Raw genomic sequence first — 15,708 nt, forward strand, 5'->3', positions numbered from 1 at the left:
AGAATGGCACAAGGAAAACAGACCCCTCGTCAGAAGATGATCAACCTAATGTATCTGGTGTTCATCGCGATGATGGCCCTAAACATCGATGCAGAAATCATCAGGTCATATTATGACTCAACTAAAGCCTTAAACGAAACAAGACGTTTAACGGAAAACAAAAACGAAAAGATTTTCGAAAAAACACTGGAAGCCAAAGCACAACAGGTTCCAGATACTTATGCACAGCCTTGGGAACAATACAAAACATTGAAAACTAAGATTGATGTATTGGTGAAATCTGCTCAAGATATCAAAGACTTGTTGAAAAAACAATCTGAGTTTCATGAAAAAGATAAAGAGGGAAAAGATATTGATGTAAGTGAAAACTTTGCTGCACTTAACAACAACGAAGCTACTACTGAATATTTTTTCAAAGAAGGAGATGAAAATACACCTTCTGCCAATGCAATGGAACTGAAAAAGAAAATTGATGATGTAAGAAATTATATCAATGCAACTTTTGGTTCTAACGGACAGCTTAAAGATTTAATTGAAAGAGCAAACAAGTCCTTAATTGCGGAATATCCTAAAGGAACATCTCCAAACGAGAAGACTTGGTTTCAAAATAAGTTTTATCATCAGCCATTAATCGCTGCAATATCTAACTTGGAGATTATCCAAAATGATGCCAGAAACGTTCAGTCTGATGCATTAGCATTATTACTTCAGGAAAAAGTAGATGCTAGTATCAAGTTTTCAAGCTATGAACCTATCGTTTCAGGTCCTGTAGATATCCAGGCTGGTAAGCAGGCAGAAATAAAAGTAATGTTAGGAAATTACTCAAACAGTAATAAAATTAGTATTTCTGGAGTAAGTAAAGTTGAGAACGGAAAAGGTATTTCTTCTATTTCAGGTTCAGGTATTGGTGAGCATAAATTAGGAGGTACAATTACTTTAACAGATGCTACAGGTAAAGTTCAAAACTATCCTTGGACACATACTTATAATGTAATTGCAGGACCTAGAGAAGTAAAACTTGAAAAAGGATTATTGCTTTCTGCTGATAAAATGAATGTAATGTATAGAGGATTGGAGAACCCTGTATCAGGATCTATCTTAGGTGCAGATAACTCTAAACTTTCATTATCAGCTCCGGGAGCTTCTGTAAGAAATACAGGTCCTGGTAAGTGGATTGTAAAACCTTCTACAGGTACTACAGTGAAATTAACATTATCTGGAGTAGACCCTCATGGAAAATCTGTATCGCAGGTATTTGAATATAGAATCAAGAATGTTCCGCCACCTCAAGGTCAGATGAGAGGACAGAATGTATTGTCGATGCCGGCAACTTCTATTCCTAACCAATCTGTACAGGCTGCAATTCCTGACTTCGACTTCCCTGTTTCGTTTAACGTAACACAATTCATGGTAAGAGTGCCAGGTAGAGCTGCACTATTGATCCATGGAAATACATTAGGCGATGCTGCTGGATTAATCAAGAATCTGAGAACAGGAGATGTAGTATCTATCTTCGATATCAAAGCAACAGCTCAAGGATTAGAAGGTCAACAGATTAAAAACATTACTCCTATAATTATTAATGTTCAATAGGACTAAAATTGTAATTTATTATGAAAAAATATATTAGCACCCTTTTAGTATTAGTCTCGGGATTTGCATTTTCCCAGACTATTCTGAACGCTTCTTCTCCAGAAGAGTTTAGACAGATGAGAGCGGAGAACAAACAAAAAGTTGGTGATACTATTATTGATAAAACAGTAAAGCCTCTTGAATATGGATTTGTGGAAGACAAAGACATCCTTAAGAGTATGTTTGTTTGGGAAATCATCGATATGAATGATAAGATCAATCAGCCATTTTACTATGATAACCCGGATGGTCTTCTTTCTACCCCTACAAGATCTCTATACCAGTTATTGTTAGATGCAGCTTTAAGTGGTAAAATTGAGCAAGTATATGACGATGAAAACTTTACTGTAAAGCTTTCACCGGAAGGAATCCAGAAAAGATTGGAGAATGTTAGAATCAACGATGCAGCTATCGATATTCTAAACTCTGGAAGACAATTAACTGAACAGGAGAAAAAAGAATATACCGACGTATTTAAGACTACTACTGAGAAAGTAAAAGTTCTGAAAATTATGGGTATGTGGTTCATCGATAAGAGAGACGGACAAATGAAATACAGACCTCTAGGTATTGCAGCAATGGGACCAGATCCAGCAGTACAAGGAGTTATAGGACCAGATGGGAAGCCAATTGCAAGCAATGATGACCTTATCGACCTATTCTGGATTTTCTATCCGAATGCAAGAGATATCTTAGCAAACAATTATGTTTACAACAGAAAAAATACTTCTGCAGATCTATCTTTTGATGATATCATCAATGCAAGAAGATTCTCTTCTGTAATCTACAAATCTTCAAGCGGTTTAGGAGACGGTACTATTAAGGACTATATCCCTAAAGATGCTGACGATCAGTTAGAAGAAAGTGACAGAATTAAGTCGCAGATCCTGGAAATGGAAAATGATATGTGGAATTACTAAATTTCACTTGATATTTATAGAAAACCTGAGTATTTTTACTCAGGTTTTTTTTATTATGAGAAATGTAGATTATATTATTGTAGGAGATGGATATGCCGGGCTTTTTTTAGCCCATCAGCTAATTAAAAACAACAAATCCTTTGTCATTTTTTCCGAGGGAAGAAAAAGCGCTTCGCAGGTTTCTGCAGGGATTATCAATCCTGTGGTTCTTAAAAAGTTTACCACATTTTGGAAGGCTCAGGAGCAAATTGATTTTCTGAAGAACAGCTTGAAGGAGATAGAAGGTTATACTGGAGAAAATTATTTGATTGACGCATCTATTCACAGAATTTTTCATGATGAAAATGAACAGAAGCTTTGGCTTAAAAAATCCGGAAACGAAGAATTATCTAACTTTTTGGAAGAAAAATTTGAGTCTTTAAATGTAGTAAAAAACGATTTTCTCACAGGAAAGGTAAATCAGTCTGCCAGGTTGAATGTTAATGGATTTTTCACAGGTCTATTTAATTATTTTGAAAAAGGCGGTTTTCTTATCAGTGAAAAATTTGAATATGCTAAATTGAATCCTTCGGAAAGAACTTACAAAGATTTTAATTTCAAAAATATTATTTTCTGTGAAGGAATGGGAGTAAAGGATAATCCTTACTTTTCAGATATTAATGTGACACCCAATAAAGGACATCACATAAAAGTTGAACTCTCTCAGCCTATTCCGGAAAATATCACCATTAAAAAGAAGCACTTCCTTTTTCCAACCGGGAACGGACTTTATTTCTATGGTGGAACTTATGACCGTGAGCAGCTACACCACCACATTGATGAATCTGCAGTGAATCAGCTAGTCAACGGACTTTCAGAATTCTATCCTTATGATTTTGAAGTGAAAGAAGTGAACTTTGGTTTCAGACCTACAGTAAAAGACAGAAGACCAATTATTGGAAGACATGAGATTCATAGTAATTTATATGTTTTCAATGGGCTGGGAGCAAGAGGAATTCTAAACGGATGTTACTTTGCAAGAGATCTGTTCCGTTTTATAGAAGAAGGTATTCCGTTGCATGAAGAAGTCTCGCTAAATAGATTTAAATAACTTTTTCATCAGCATATAATCTTAAAGGCGATAATCTATGAATGAAAACCTATTAGGGATTATAGCAGGAGTACTTACTTCCATCTCCATGATCCCACAGCTTGTAAAAGTAGTGCGGGAGAAAAATGTAGAAGATATCTCTCTGCTTATGCTTTTGATTCTTATTTCGGGGTTATCTTTATGGGTGTGGTATGGTTTTGTAAAAGACGAACTTCCTATTATTGTGTCAAACTCATTTGCTGTTTTAGTGAATATAAACCTTTTGATTTGCTATATGGTATATAACAAAAAGTAAAAAAGACGTCCCCATACAAGGACGTCTTTTTATATTAAATCTAATTATTTTTTTCTTATTCAAGAACGAACTTCGCTAAAGGAGCCATTCTTGCTTTGTTCAATGTTAACGTATTTCCGTTCACAGAATAGTTATCAGCTGCAAGGATAGCCTTTGTAAACTGATTTTCGATATCAAGATCTTCACAAGCCATCATGGTAGACATTCCTTGGTTGAATTTGATTCTCATGACATCCTGCTTGATTTCAAAAGTACCTCCTAATCCGTTACATCCAGCATTACCTTCATATCTCATTCCATTCATATCAAGTTTGAAATAAGGATTGCTTTTTGGATTTTTTAATTTGATCGGCTGACCATTAAGTTCCGTTAGTTTCCAAGTCTTTCCTGTAATATCTGTTGTTGGTTTCTGTGCAGTCTGTGTCTGGCAAGAAACAAGAAATACAGTTAGGAAAAGAGCAGATAAATAGTAATACAAGCTTTTCATAAATTTTAAATTTTAATTTTTCTGTTTGTACATAAGCTAATACGATGCCATTTTTGCAGGACCTGATTCTTTTTTTGCCTGTTTAAGATGGAAAAGCACCATATCTACATTTTTCTTTAAAAAAGTGATATTCCCTTTAATTTCAGAGTATTGGTACTCCTCGTTAGAAGCTGTATACTCAGGCAAAGCAGCACTTTTTTTAAGGTCATAAGTTTTACCGTTTAAATGTATCGTCGCTGTATTTTTAGAACGGTTGATCGTAACTTCTATTTTTTCTCCATAGCTGTCAACATATACATCTTTTGAAATGTCATCTGTATTTTCTGAAGTAACAGCGGTAACGGTTTCAGCATCTTTTCCGGGATGTTTACACGCTGTTGAGGAAAGAACTGCCAATCCCAAAAGGACTGTTGTTAATAAATTTTTCATAGTGATAAGTGATTTTAAAGTGTTTCATGAATTATGATGTTAATACTATATAAAATTACAAATATTTTTGGTAAATATGTGTTAATTTTTCATAAACTAATATTATGTTTTAAACGATTAGGTTTTGTCCATCATTTTTTAAACATTCTTCAATGAAACAAAAGCTGATTATTTATAGTAAGAAATTTGTGATTGAGAGGATTGGTGTTGTTTTTTTAACCGATTTATTATCAGTTGGATAGAGGGAATGTTTTTCGTTGTTCATTTGTTGTTTAAATTTTCGGCAAAAATAATTCAAAATTCAGAGAATAACAATACGCCTGTATTAATAATTTGAAATCATGATAAAGTTTAGTTTTTATGGTTGATATTTTCCATTAATCATAAATTTTCTTAAAATAAAATGTCGAAAAACGAGACATAACTGAACCTAAAAAGAAAGTATTAAGATGTATTATTGTATTGATAAGAGATCTTTATGAGATATAAACATCTGTTTTTCATGGTGTTTAATGTTTGATAAAATTTTGAATTCAGGTTATTTAAAGAAGCGTTAAATTTTGTTAATCTATTATGATGGTATCATAATCTAGCTGTACATTTGCCACTTCAAAATGAGAAACTTTATAGTATTTTTTTTAACGAGTCTTTTTCTGCTGTTTGTAGTAGAAAGCAAACTCAATGTTAAAACACTTCGAAGCGACTATTCCGGTCAGGTTTCTCATCATCATCTTCCTAAAAGAGCCAATAAACTGAATCAGACTTATGAAAAGCTTTCTATCCAGCAGATGACTTCTGATACGATAGATGATAATTCAACTTTGGAACTTGCAGAAAATGATTTTCAGCTGTCTGATGTATTGCAGGCTATTATTGTTTTTGCTGCAGTTTTTAGTCTGGTCTATATTTTTGGATTAAAAAGTAACAAACAGTTTAAACCTGATATTCATGGGTTTATTTGGGGGCTTACTGCCAAAAAGTTTATTCTTATCCGTTCTATTAGAATTTAAAATTTCATTTTTCTCAATAAGTTTCTGCCTGATTTCAGGTGGGGATGCTTTGCGTTGTGTATGTTGGTAATCATCGCTCCGTACTATTCTTTATTACCATTTATTTCTATTCAAAACATTAACGATTTATAAACTCTAGAATTATGATAAAAAGAGTTGCCTCAGGTATTGCGCTTAGTGTCCTATTACTGGCTGTAAGCTGCAATAAGAAAAAAGAGGAGAAGGAAGAAGTAACTACTTACCCGGTAACATCACCGGTAGTAATGGATACTGTGATTAATAAGGAATATGTAGCTCAGATTCAGTCTGTAAAGAACATTGAAGTTCGGGCGCAGGAAAAAGGATTCCTTGAGAAAATTTTTGTAGATGAAGGACAGTATGTGCAGGCAGGGCAAACCCTGTTCCGTATTATGCCTAAGCTTTATCAGGCAGAACTCTTAAAGGCAAAAGCAGAAGTAGAGCAGGCTTCTATTGAACTGAGAAATGCCACTACATTAGCTGGAAACAATATTGTATCCAAAAATGAAAAAGCTATGGCTAAAGCTAAGTTGGATGCAGCCAATGCAGAAATGAAACTAGCACAAATCCACTTGTCTTTTACCGATATTAAAGCTCCTTTTTCAGGAATTATCAATAGAATTCCTTTAAAATTGGGTAGTCTGGTAGATGAAGGTGATCTGTTAACTTCCTTATCAGATAATACAAGTATCTATACGTATTTCAACGTTTCTGAACCGGAATATCTGAGCTATCAGACGCATGCAGCAGACAGAGGAAGCAATCAGGTATCTCTGATTACAGCAAATGGAGAAACATATTCTCAAAAAGGAGAAATACAGACTATTGAAGGAGAATTTGACAACGAAACCGGAAATATTGCTTTCCGTGCTAAGTTTCCAAACCCTGATAAGCTTCTGAGAAACGGTGAAACCGGAAAAGTGCAGATGACTATGCCGGTTCACAATGCCCTTATTATTCCTCAGAAAGCTACGTATGAAATTCAGGATCAGAAATATGTATTTGTTATTGATAAAAACGGTACTGCAAAATCCAGAAATATTAAAATTGCTTATGAACTTCCGGATCTTTATGTAGTAGGTTCTGGAATTTCAAAAGGAGATCAGATTCTTTTGGAAGGTGTTCAGAAGGTGAAGGATGATCAAAAAGTAAAAACAAAATTCCAGGATCCTAAAAAGGTTCTTCAATCATTGAAATTAAAAGCAGAGTAGTGGTCTCTAAAGTGAAGTAGTATGTTTAAGAAATTCATCCGCAGACCCGTTCTGTCTATTGTAATCTCATTGATTATTGTGTTTATGGGGATTCTATCATTGGTAAAACTTCCGGTGACTCAGTTTCCCTCAATTTCTCCACCTAAAGTAAATATTACCGCAGAATATCCCGGAGCCAACAACGAATTATTGATTAAATCGGTTGTTATCCCGTTGGAAAGAGGATTAAATGGGGTTCCAGGTATGAAATATATGACCTCGGACGCCGGAAATGACGGAGAGGCATCCATTCAGGTTGTATTTGACCTTGGAACAGATCCTAACGTTGCCGCAGTAAACGTTCAAAACCGCGTATCTTCTGTAGTTAATAAATTACCTCCTCTGGTAGTTCGTGAAGGAGTAAAAATTACCCGTGAAGAACCGAATATGTTGATGTACATTAACCTGTACAGTGACGATCCTAAAGCCGATCAGAAATTTCTGTTCAATTATGCAGATATCAATGTAATGTCTGAATTGAGAAGGATAAATGGAGTTGGTTTTGCTGATATCCTGGGTACCCGTGAATATGCAATGCGTATCTGGCTTAAACCTGATAGGTTAACAGCTTATAACATTTCAGCAGATGAAGTGATGGAATCTCTGAATGAACAGAGTTTGGAAGCATCTCCGGGAAAAACCGGGGAAAGTTCCGGAAAACGTTCTCAGTCATTTGAATATGTATTGAAATATCCAGGTCGTTTTAATAATGAAAAAGACTATGGAAATATCATTTTAAGAGCCAAACCTGATGGCGAATCCATCAGATTGAAAGATGTTGCTGATATTGAATTCGGAAGTTCAATGTATGATATTTATTCCACATTAAATGGAAAACCGTCTGCAGCTATCACTGTAAAGCAATCTTATGGTTCCAATGCAAGTGATGTTATTAAGAATGTGAAAGCCTTAATGACAGATCTTGAGAAAAATACTTTCCCGAAAGGAATGCATTATGAGATCAGTTATGACGTTTCCAGATTCTTGGATGCTTCTATGGAAAAAGTAATTCATACTTTATTTGAAGCCTTTATATTGGTTGCTATTGTGGTGTTCCTTTTCCTTGGAGACTGGCGCTCTACCTTAATTCCTGCATTAGCAGTTCCGGTTTCATTGGTGGGAACGTTTGCTGTGATGTCAGCATTTGGTATTACCTTGAATATGATCTCACTCTTTGCTTTGGTAATGGCCATTGGGGTCGTCGTTGATGATGCTATTGTCGTTATTGAAGCCGTCCATGCCAAGATGGAAGAGAAGAATCTTTCACCATTAAAAGCTACGGAAGAAGCAATGCATGAGATCAGTGGAGCTATTATCGCAATTACTTTGGTAATGGCATCCGTATTTATTCCGATTGCGTTTATGTCTGGACCTGTAGGAGTATTTTACCGTCAGTTCTCAATTACCATGGCATCATCCATTATCTTATCGGGGGTTGTAGCCTTAACTTTGACACCGGCATTATGTGCTTTAATTCTGAAGAATAACCACGGAAAAGCCAAAAAGAAAACACCAATTACCATTTTCCTTGATAAATTCAATAATTTATTTATAAAAGGAGCTGGGAAGTATGAGAAAATGCTGAATAAAACAGTAACTAAAAAGATGTTCACGTTACCTCTGTTACTGGTTTTTTGTGCAGCTACTTATTTCTTGAGTAATTCACTTCCGTCAGGGTTTATTCCGGCGGAAGACCAGGGGATGATCTATGCAATTATCCAAACACCGCCAGGATCTACATTGGAAAGAACCAATCAGATTGCAAAAGAACTCTTAAAAGAGTCAGAAGATATTGATGGGGTACAGTCTGTTTCTTCATTGGCAGGATATGAGATTTTGACTGAAGGTACGGGATCAAACTCAGGAACCTGTTTGATCAACCTTAAAACTTGGGACGAACGTAAAGAATCTGCTGCTGAAATTATTGAGAAACTGGAAGAAAAAGCTAAAAATATTCCAGGGGCCAATATTGAATTTTTCCAACCACCTTCCGTGCCGGGATATGGAGCAGCAGGAGGTTTTGAACTTCGATTGCTTGATAAGGCAGGAAGTGGTGATTATCATAAAATGGAACAGGTAAGTAATGATTTTGTAAAGGAGTTGAAGAAACGTCCAGAACTGGGATCTGCATTTACCTTCTATTCTGCAAGTTTCCCACAATATATGCTTAGAATAGATAATGACCTTGCCGAACAGAAAGGGGTAACTATTGAAAAAGCAATGGATAACTTATCTACTTTGATTGGGTCCAATTATGAAACGAGTTTCATCCGTTTTGACAGACCTTATAAAGTGATTGTTCAGGCTGGGCCTCAATACCGAGCATTGCCAACAGATTTATTGAAATTGTACGTTAAAAACGATAAAGATCAGATGGTACCTTATTCCGATTTCATGAGATTGGAAAAAGTATATGGATTGTCTGAGATGACAAGACATAATATGTATAATTCTGCTCAGGTGAGTGGTACTCCAGCACCAGGATACAGTAGTGGACAGGCTATTAAAGCTATTCAGGAAGTTGCGGATAAAACACTTCCGAGAGGTTTTGGTATTGATTGGGCCGGGATTTCCAAAGATGAAGTAAGCAGAGGAAATGAAGCGGTATTTGTATTCCTGGTATGTTTAGGATTTGTTTATCTGATCCTTTCTGCACAGTATGAAAGTTTTATTCTTCCATTACCAGTAATTTTATCATTACCTGTAGGGATTTTCGGAGCATTTTTATGTTTGAAATTGTTAGGATTGGAAAATAATATCTACGCTCAGGTAGCCATGGTTATGCTTATCGGACTTTTAGGTAAAAATGCTGTGTTGATTGTAGAATTTGCCGTACAGAAAAAAGCCGAAGAGGGAATCCCTGTCATGCAGGCTGCAATTGAAGGAGCAGTTATTCGTTTCCGCCCGATCCTGATGACTTCATTCGCGTTTATTGCCGGACTGATTCCATTAGTGATTGCAACAGGTCCCGGAGCTATTGGAAACCGTACCATTGGAACGGCTGCTGCCGGAGGAATGTTGATAGGAACTATTTTCGGGTTGATGATTATTCCAGGATTGTATTACATTTTCGGAACCATTGCTGAAAAGTCGAGGCTGGCAAGATATGAAGAAGAAAATCCTTTAACAGAACAAACTGAACCTTATGAACACGATGGAAAATTCGAAGACTAAAAATATAATAGCAGCCATCGCCTTATCTCTTGTTTTAGCAAGTTGTAAGGCGCCAATGGCGACGGTGATAAAAGACGAGGTTAAACAAAATATACCTCAGAACTTCAATCAGGAAGAACAACAGGATGCGAACAACAACAGTGGAACAACTCCATGGAGACAATTTTTTACGGATCCTAATCTGGTAAGCCTTATTGAAACTGCATTAAAGAATAATCAGGAGCTAATGATTACCCTTCAGGAGATTGAAATTGCCAAAAGTGGAGTTTTAGCAAAGAAAGGAAGATTAACACCTACAGTTTCTGCAGGAATAGGGGCTGGATTAAAAAAAGCAGGCCGATACACGAGTGAAGGAGCTGGAGATGCTACCACACAAATAGAACCTGGCAGAGAAATGCCGGATCCTCTTGGAAACTTTGAAGGTGGTTTAATGGCCAATTGGGAAATTGATATCTGGAAGAAATTAAGAACAGAAAAAGAATCAGCAGTAGCTCATTATCTTTCTACAGTGGAAGGGAAAAACTTCGTTCTGTCTAATCTTATTGAAGAAGTTGCGGATAATTACTATGAATTATTGGCGCTTGATAATCAATTGGATATTATTCAACAGTATATTAAGCTTCAGCAAAGAGCTCTGGAGATCTCTAAGATTCAGAAAGAAGCTGCTGCTGCAACAGAATTGGCGGTCAAGAAATTTGAAGCTGAGCTGGCAAAATCCAAAGCTTCAGAATATACCATTCGTCAGCAGATTACGGAAAAAGAAAATGAGATCAATGCTCTGTTAGGAAGATATCCACAACCGATTGTCAGAACCAAGGAGAATTTTATGTCAACCATTCCTCCAACGGTGTATACGGGAATTCCGTCACAATTGCTGGCTAATCGTCCTGATATCAAACAGGCAGAATTAGAATTGAAAGCATCAAAGCTGGATGTAGAGGCTGCAAGGAAAGAATTTTATCCATCATTGGAAATTTCTGCAACCTTAGGATTGGAGGCATTCAAACCATCTTATTTGGTGAAAATGCCGGAGTCTATCGCCTATAATCTTGTAGGTGAGCTAGCTGGACCATTGATTAATAAAAGTGCGATTAAAGCTAATTTTCAGACTGCGGATGCCAAACAGGTACAAGCATTATATGAATATGATAAAACGATTTTAAATGCTTATCTGGATGTGGCCAATATGATGTCGAAGATTAAAAATATAGACCAGTATTATCAATTGAAATCTCAGGAAACAAAAGCCCTGGATCAATCTATTGATATTGCGAACCAGTTGTTCAGAAATTCCAGAGCAGATTATCTTGAGGTTCTTCTGAACCAAAGAGATGCTTTGGATGCTAAAATGGAGCTTATAGAAGCGAAGCAAAAACAGTTGAGTACCGTAGTAGATATTTATAAGAGTCTTGGCGGTGGCTGGAAATAAAGAAATATCATAATTCAATCAATAAACAGTTAATGTTTTGAGGGTTGGCTCTTCGGAGCTGGCCCTTTTTTGTTTTTAATACGTCGAGTTCTGTCGCTTTGATGGGATAGCTTTGTCCTGAATCATTAAAACAATTAATTATGACATTAAATTCAATTGTAGACTTAAAAACTAAAAATGGAAATACAGATGCCGATTTCTATATTGTAAGAGGGTATCATGCTGCCAATGATGGTGGTGGTGGTGAATTTTATTGGGATGGGGCATATTCTGGTACCGGAAATAATGGGACTATTATAACTGTTGGGGGGATAGGTGCCTGGAGAAGATCTTACGAAGGACCAGTAAATTTATTATGGTTTGGAGCAAAAGGGGATGATATTGCTGATGATACTATAGCTTATAAGTTGGCAACAGATTACTGTAGTGAAGAAAAGAAATTTTTATTGATACCTGAGGGGAAAATATTTCAAATTACCAGTGACAAAGTAATTGGTTGTAGTATAACAGGGACGGGTACATTAAGAACGATCACTGCAGACGCTAAAATATCAGTTGGACTTAAGGGTGCTATTGTTGAAGATATTACAATAATGGGGACCGGAACTGGAGATAATATTATTGGAGGAGGGCTGTATGTAAATTACAGTGAAAACTGTATTATTAGAAATGTAAAAGTAAATAATGTTCAGGGGGCAGGAATTACGGCAGCGGGATCCTCTTATGCTCATATTGACCATTGTACAACAACTGCAACGAGAGGGCAAAATGGAGATGGTATTATTGTGATGTCAGCTTCTGGTTGTAAAATTACAAACAATTATTGTACGGATTATCAAAGAGTTGGTATTGTTTGTGATAGGGAGACTACTCAAAGTGAAGAAGTTTATATTGCCGGAAATATTTGTAAAGAAGGGCATAATGCTCTTGGGAATGAATTTAATGGTGGAATTTGGGTAGAGAAAACACATGGTGCTCAAATTGTAAATAACTATGTAGAAAATCATGATGATAAAGGAATCATTGTAACTCCCGCCACAATAGGAACCGAAACTTATACTTATGTGGTTCATGGAAATACAATTAAAAATTCATATGATGGCATTAATATTACTTCGGGAAAAAACACAAAAGTTATTGTAAGTGATACTTTTATTTTGGATTGTGCACGTTGTATTGAGATTGGTGATACTGATAATGTACTTCTCTCAAATATTTATTTTGGCGAACGTATAATGCAACCAAAAGAAACTTTAGTATCTATTTCAAACGGTATACAAAAACCTACCGATGTTATCGTAGAAAATTGTATTAATGATACTTCTTTTAACTCCGGAATATCACCTGTTACATTTCCTGATATATATGGAATGAATTGTAATCTAACAGTAAGAAACTGTAAAGGAAACTGGGCTTATAGAAACTTTTCTCCTGCCACCATTCTGGGGCATATTGAGTATTTCAATACTTTATTCGATCTTAATAGCCTTGGGTATGCACCTAAAACACTTCTTTATCTTACCAATACAGATCATGAACAGTTATTTGATAGCTGTGAAATTCGTTTACCTGTTGATATGGATATCCGCTGCCAGTCTCTAACAGTTATTTTTAGAAATTGTCAGGTGGAGTCTTCGGGCCCGATGAATCTTCTTATTGGAGCGTATGGCTCACAGAAGGTGATTATAGATAACAGTACATTTAAGAATCTTACCTTTCTGAATCCGAAATCGAATTTTGAAATGGTAATCAAAAATAGTGATATCAATAATTATAGTGCCAATGGATTTCTGGATACACCTTTTGGACAATTGGGAGTTTTGGAAGTATTGAATAGTAAATTTATTTCAGCAAATTCTATAGTTCCTTTTAATCTACCATTAAATGTTAACTATTCTTTGTTTAAAGGAAATATATTTAAAGCTTCAGCTTTGTTTTCAAATATTACTACTGTTCCTAAAATTAATGATAGTAATTCTCCTTTGCAATAAGTAAGAAGAATTATTCAATCAATAAACAGTTAATGTTTTGAGGGTTGGCTCTTCGGAGCTGGCCCTTTTTTGTTGTTAATACGTCAAGTGTCACAGTGCTGTAGTAGATTTGTAGAGTCAATGAAGGATCATAGAATCGCAATGAAATATCCTGATGTTTGGAAATGTTCTATATTAAATCACAATAAAATGACTTGCATGGACTGAAAAAAAGTTAAATTTGCGCAAAATTTGAAAAGTTAATCATTAAACTCAAAATAACACGGGAATGAAAAAGATTTATCTCAGTGCATGTACTGTATGCACTATTCTGGGGCTGTCTGCCCAGGAAGTTCTGTGGCAAAAAGATATTAAATCCTCTACTCAGGATTTTCTAAGCCAGGTCACTACTACCATCGATCAACAGTATCTCATTACTGGAAGCTCTATTCAGGCAGGAAGCGGGAAGTTGGAAGCTGGAAGCAGACAAAATAATGGTTATGATTTCCATTTGGTTAAACTGAACCAGCAGGGAAATGAAGCCTGGGAAAAATATTTTTCAGGAAGCAATCACGATTACTTATCTGCAACGGTAGCCACTCAGGATGGTGGATTTCTATTGGCCGGGACTTCCTATTCAGGAAAAGGATTGGATAAAAAAGAAGAGTCCAAAGGAGGAGCAGACATCTGGCTGATCAGAATCAATGAATTCGGGGATGAACTATGGCAGAGAACATTGGGAACTTCCTCTGATGAAGAAGCCAGAGCAGTCATTCAAAGTACAGATTTGGGCTTTTTCGTCGCTGGAAATGTACAAAGTTCTTCCAATGGTTATGGCTCTAAAGATGTCTGGATTACCAGGCTGGATAAAGAAGGAAAAGAGCTCTCTCAACTGATTTTAGGTGGAAAAGGGTTGGATGAAGTTGAAAAGATGATTCCAACGAAGGACGGTGGAGCCTTATTGGGAGTTTATTCAAGGAGTTCCGAGGTTCGTGTTTCAGGATCCGAGATTAGAAATCCTGAAAGGAAATCTTCGGATACAAGTACTGCTACCCGCAACCTGATATCTGCTACCTCAAAACAAAGCAGCAATTTTGGTGAAGGCGACTACTGGATTGTCAAACTGGATAAAAACGGAAAAGTAGAATGGGAAAAGAATTTCGGAGGTAAAGGAGACGATCATATCAGAACATTAGCCTCTACCGCAGACGGTTATATCATCGGTGGTGAATCTAGATCCGAAAGATCCGGAAACAAAACAGTAGGCATTGAAGAAGGAACTGATCTTTGGATTATTGCTCTTAACGAAAGAGGAGATGAGCAGTGGCAGAAATCTTACAATTTCAAGAACCGGGATATTCTGATGGGTATGAATGCAATTCAAGGGCATGAACAAACTAAAGGAATCTTATTAGGCGGTTATACTCAAGCCGAAGGAAGAATACAAGAAAACGATGAAACCTTTTGGATGCTATATTTAGATAGTAATGGAAATGAGCAGTGGAGAAAGCATGTTACAGGAGAATCCAGACAAAAAGAAGAAAGGCTTTCAGATTTGAAGCTAAATAGAGATGGTTCTATCGTTTTAGCCGGAACCAGTGCCAAAGAACTTGGTAAGGAGAACTGGAAGATTGTAAAGCTGGGTGATAAACAAGTGAATGATCTGATAGAGAAATATGATATTAAAATTTATCCAAATCCGGTATCGGATTATGCGTATGTAGAAATTGGTTTTGATTTTAAAGAGGCTGATATTATGCTGTATGATATGAGCGGAAGACAGCTTCAGAATTTTAAAACGAAGAACAGAGTGACCAAGATTAATACCCAGGCTTTGGTGCAGGGAGCTTATTTGGTTACAATAAAAACTGATAATAACAAAACAGCAAATGCTAAACTGATTAAGAAATAATGAAAAGGCTATTAATTTTAAATATATTTTTGTTTTTTACAAAAAGTTTTTGTCAAACAGTATCAACACCTTCATACACTTCGACCTTCCCT

12 protein-coding genes are annotated in these 15,708 nt (G+C 36.1%); 10 read left to right on the top strand and 2 right to left on the bottom strand.

The window, feature by feature from the left end:
* The first annotated feature begins 3 nt into the window (after window positions 1-3).
* Genes porM through BLS98_RS19540 form a run of 4 tightly spaced genes read left to right on the top strand, consistent with a single transcriptional unit; the run spans window position 4 to window position 3,937 of the window.
* Window positions 4-1,593 carry a type IX secretion system motor protein PorM/GldM gene (gene porM / locus BLS98_RS19525; RefSeq protein ID WP_089738614.1) on the top strand — a complete coding sequence of 530 codons (1,590 nt, stop codon included), beginning with the start codon at window positions 4-6 and terminating at the stop codon, window positions 1,591-1,593.
* 20 nt (window positions 1,594-1,613) lie between these two features.
* Window positions 1,614-2,552, top strand: a complete 939-nt coding sequence (gene porN, locus BLS98_RS19530) for a type IX secretion system ring subunit PorN/GldN (RefSeq protein ID WP_089738616.1) — start codon at window positions 1,614-1,616, stop codon at window positions 2,550-2,552.
* A gap of 55 nt (window positions 2,553-2,607) precedes the next feature.
* Window positions 2,608-3,642: an NAD(P)/FAD-dependent oxidoreductase gene (locus BLS98_RS19535; RefSeq protein ID WP_089738868.1), complete on the top strand. Its 1,035-nt coding sequence runs from the start codon at window positions 2,608-2,610 to the stop codon at window positions 3,640-3,642.
* Between the two features lie 37 nt (window positions 3,643-3,679).
* On the top strand, window positions 3,680-3,937 hold the full coding sequence (locus BLS98_RS19540; RefSeq protein WP_089738618.1) for a SemiSWEET transporter: 258 nt from the start codon (window positions 3,680-3,682) through the stop codon (window positions 3,935-3,937).
* A 55-nt stretch (window positions 3,938-3,992) separates the two neighbouring features.
* Here BLS98_RS19540 and BLS98_RS19545 read toward each other — a convergent pair whose 3' ends face one another.
* Entirely contained in the window at window positions 3,993-4,424 is a 432-nt protein-coding gene (locus BLS98_RS19545) for an META domain-containing protein (protein ID WP_089738620.1), read from the bottom strand.
* Between the two features lie 36 nt (window positions 4,425-4,460).
* A complete protein-coding gene (locus BLS98_RS19550) occupies window positions 4,461-4,853 on the bottom strand; it encodes a hypothetical protein (protein WP_089738622.1) in 393 nt (130 codons plus the stop codon).
* Window positions 4,854-5,467: 614 nt separating this feature from the next.
* Between BLS98_RS19550 and BLS98_RS19555 the strand changes: the two genes are divergently transcribed.
* The 6 genes from BLS98_RS19555 to BLS98_RS19580 all read left to right on the top strand — a co-directional run bounded on the left by BLS98_RS19555 (window position 5,468) and on the right by BLS98_RS19580 (window position 15,616).
* Window positions 5,468-5,863: a hypothetical protein gene (locus BLS98_RS19555; RefSeq protein WP_089738626.1), complete on the top strand. Its 396-nt coding sequence runs from the start codon at window positions 5,468-5,470 to the stop codon at window positions 5,861-5,863.
* A 146-nt stretch (window positions 5,864-6,009) separates the two neighbouring features.
* Window positions 6,010-7,092: an efflux RND transporter periplasmic adaptor subunit gene (locus tag BLS98_RS19560; RefSeq protein WP_089738870.1), complete on the top strand. Its 1,083-nt coding sequence runs from the start codon at window positions 6,010-6,012 to the stop codon at window positions 7,090-7,092.
* Between the two features lie 21 nt (window positions 7,093-7,113).
* Window positions 7,114-10,305 carry an efflux RND transporter permease subunit gene (locus BLS98_RS19565; protein WP_089738627.1) on the top strand — a complete coding sequence of 1,064 codons (3,192 nt, stop codon included), beginning with the start codon at window positions 7,114-7,116 and terminating at the stop codon, window positions 10,303-10,305.
* Window positions 10,277-11,734, top strand: a complete 1,458-nt coding sequence (locus tag BLS98_RS19570; RefSeq protein ID WP_089738629.1) for a TolC family protein — start codon at window positions 10,277-10,279, stop codon at window positions 11,732-11,734. Before BLS98_RS19565 ends, BLS98_RS19570 begins: the two co-directional genes overlap by 29 nt.
* A gap of 140 nt (window positions 11,735-11,874) precedes the next feature.
* On the top strand, window positions 11,875-13,725 hold the full coding sequence (locus BLS98_RS19575; protein ID WP_089738631.1) for a right-handed parallel beta-helix repeat-containing protein: 1,851 nt from the start codon (window positions 11,875-11,877) through the stop codon (window positions 13,723-13,725).
* 268 nt (window positions 13,726-13,993) lie between these two features.
* The gene (locus BLS98_RS19580) at window positions 13,994-15,616 is read left to right on the top strand and encodes a T9SS type A sorting domain-containing protein (RefSeq protein WP_089738633.1); all 1,623 of its coding nucleotides are present in this window, start codon (window positions 13,994-13,996) and stop codon (window positions 15,614-15,616) included.
* Window positions 15,617-15,708 lie beyond the last annotated feature (92 nt).

The sequence above is a fragment of the Chryseobacterium jejuense genome (assembly GCF_900100075.1).
GTDB lineage: Bacteria > Bacteroidota > Bacteroidia > Flavobacteriales > Weeksellaceae > Chryseobacterium > Chryseobacterium jejuense.

Bases quoted from the DNA above. Each gene is read 5' to 3' on its own strand.
- BLS98_RS19575 (WP_089738631.1), top strand. From the start codon at position 11,875: ATGACATTAAATTCAATTGTAGACTTAAAAACTAAAAATGGAAATACA.
- BLS98_RS19535 (WP_089738868.1), top strand. From the start codon at position 2,608: ATGAGAAATGTAGATTATATTATTGTAGGAGATGGATATGCCGGGCTT.
- BLS98_RS19540 (WP_089738618.1), top strand. From the start codon at position 3,680: ATGAATGAAAACCTATTAGGGATTATAGCAGGAGTACTTACTTCCATC.
- BLS98_RS19580 (WP_089738633.1), top strand. From the start codon at position 13,994: ATGAAAAAGATTTATCTCAGTGCATGTACTGTATGCACTATTCTGGGG.
- porM (WP_089738614.1), top strand. From the start codon at position 4: ATGGCACAAGGAAAACAGACCCCTCGTCAGAAGATGATCAACCTAATG.
- BLS98_RS19570 (WP_089738629.1), top strand. From the start codon at position 10,277: ATGAACACGATGGAAAATTCGAAGACTAAAAATATAATAGCAGCCATC.
- BLS98_RS19545 (WP_089738620.1), bottom strand. From the start codon at position 4,424: ATGAAAAGCTTGTATTACTATTTATCTGCTCTTTTCCTAACTGTATTT.
- BLS98_RS19565 (WP_089738627.1), top strand. From the start codon at position 7,114: ATGTTTAAGAAATTCATCCGCAGACCCGTTCTGTCTATTGTAATCTCA.
- BLS98_RS19550 (WP_089738622.1), bottom strand. From the start codon at position 4,853: ATGAAAAATTTATTAACAACAGTCCTTTTGGGATTGGCAGTTCTTTCC.
- BLS98_RS19555 (WP_089738626.1), top strand. From the start codon at position 5,468: ATGAGAAACTTTATAGTATTTTTTTTAACGAGTCTTTTTCTGCTGTTT.
- porN (WP_089738616.1), top strand. From the start codon at position 1,614: ATGAAAAAATATATTAGCACCCTTTTAGTATTAGTCTCGGGATTTGCA.